Genomic DNA, 2188 nt, shown 5'->3' on the forward strand with positions numbered 1-2188 from the left:
CGAGCAGCAGCCGGGTGGCCTGGTCGAAGAGCACGGGTTCGCGGAGGTTGCGGTACCAGTAGTCGGCGTCGAGGGCGGAGGTGTCGAGCTCCTCGCCGGTCACCGTGGAGTGGAACGGGATCGCCGCCGGGCGCGGCGTGATGCCGGCCAGTTCGGTGAGCAGCTGCTCGCGGATCGCCTCGACCTGCGCCGAGTGCGCCGCGTAGTTCACGGGCAGGCGGCGGGCGCGGATGCCCTCGGCCTCGCAGGCGGCCAGCAGTTCGTCCAGCGCGTCCAGGTCGCCCGACACGACGACCGAACCGGGGGCGTTGACCACGGCCACGGTCAGCCGGCCGTCCCAGCGGGCCACGAACTCGACGGCCCGCTCGTGCCCGAGACCGACCGACACCATCCCGCCCTGACCCGCCAGCGCGACCAGCGCCCGGCTGCGCAGGGCGACCACCTTCGCGGCGTCCTCCAACGACAACGCACCGGCCACGTACGCCGCCGCGATCTCCCCCTGCGAATGCCCGACCACCGCATCGGGCTCCACACCGTGCGCCCGCCACACCTCGGCCAGCGCCACCATCACCGCGAACAGCGCGGGCTGCACCACGTCCACCCGCTCCAGCGACCCACCGCCGGTCAGCACCTCCACCAACGACCAGTCCGTGTACGGCGCCAGCGCCGCATCGCACGCGTCGATGCCGGCGCGGAAGACCTCGGACTGCTCGTACAGGTCCCGGCCCATGCCCACCCACTGAGCACCCTGCCCCGGGAACACGAACACCGACCGGCCCAGCGGACGGGCCGTCCCGGTGACCGACCCCGGCACCGACCGGCCCTCCGCCAGGGCCTCCAAGGCCTCCACACCGCTCAGCACCGCCCGGTGCTCGAACACGGCGCGGGCGGCCAGCGCGCCCCCGATCGCCGCCGGACTCACCTCCGGATGCCCGGCGGTGAAGTCGACCAGCCGGCGCGCCTGCTCCCGCAACGCCGCCTCGGACCTGGCCGACAGCACCCACGGCACCACCCCGCCCGCGGACCCTGCCGGAACCCCGGCCGGCTCCTCGGCGGCCGCCTCGATCACCACGTGCGCGTTCGTCCCGCTGATGCCGAACGCCGAGATGCCCGCGCGGCGCAGGCGGCCGTTGTCGGGCCAGGGCCGGGTCTCGGTGAGCAGCCGGATGTTTCCGGACTCCCAGTCGACGTGCGAGGTCGGCGCGTCGACGTGCAGCGTCGGCGGCAACTGCCCGTGCCGCATCGCCATGATCATCTTGATCACGCCCGCCACACCGGCCGCCGCCTGGGTGTGGCCGATGTTGGACTTCACCGACCCCAGCCACAACGGCTCCACCCGCCCCTGGCCGTAGGTCGCCAGCAGCGCCTGCGCCTCGATGGGGTCACCGAGCGTCGTCCCCGTGCCGTGCGCCTCCACCGCGTCCACGTCCGCCGTCGACAGTCCCGCGTTCGCCAGCGCCTGACGGATCACCCGCTCCTGCGAGGGACCGTTCGGCGCGCCGAGGCCGTTGGAGGTGCCGTCCTGGTTCACCGCCGAACCCCGCACCACCGCCAGCACCCGGTGACCGTTCCGCCGGGCGTCCGACAACCGCTCCAGCAGCACCAGCCCCGCGCCCTCACCCCAGGCCGTCCCGTCGGCCGCCTCGGCGAACGCCTTCACCCGGCCGTCGGGAGCCAGGGCACGCTGGCGCGAGAACTCCGTGAACCCCAGCGGGTTGGCCATCACGGTCACCCCGCCGGCCAGGGCGAGGGTGCACTCCCCCGCCCGCAGCGCCTGCGCCGCCAGGTGGATCGCCACCAGCGAGGACGAGCAGGCGGTGTCCAGCGAGACCGCCGCGCCCTCCAGCCCCAGCAGGTAGGCGATCCGGCCGGAGGTCACGCTGGTCGCGGCGCCCGTACCGAGGTAGCCCTCGGCGTCGGCGGGTGCCTGGTCGCCGTAGCCGGAGGACCAGATGCCGGTGAACACCCCCGTCTGGCTGCCCCGCAAGGACGTCGGATCGATCCCCGCGTCCTCCAGCGTCTCCCACGCCGTCTCCAGCAGCACCCGCTGCTGCGGGTCCATGGCGAGCGCCTCACGCGGCGAGATCCCGAAGAACTCGGCATCGAACCCCGCCGCGTCCGCCAGGAAACCGCCCGACCGCGTGTACGACGTCCCGGGATGATCAGCGTCCGGATGGAACAACCCCTC

The 2188-nt window shown here is 73.9% G+C and carries 1 protein-coding gene; it reads right to left on the reverse strand.

Going from position 1 to position 2188, the window contains the following annotated elements:
* Positions 1–2188, reverse strand: a 2188-nt coding sequence (locus ABZW03_RS40090; protein ID WP_355269712.1) for a type I polyketide synthase, incomplete at both ends; no start/stop codon positions are given.

Source organism: Kitasatospora sp. NPDC004799 (assembly GCF_040609095.1).
Classification (GTDB): Bacteria; Actinomycetota; Actinomycetes; order Streptomycetales; family Streptomycetaceae; genus Kitasatospora.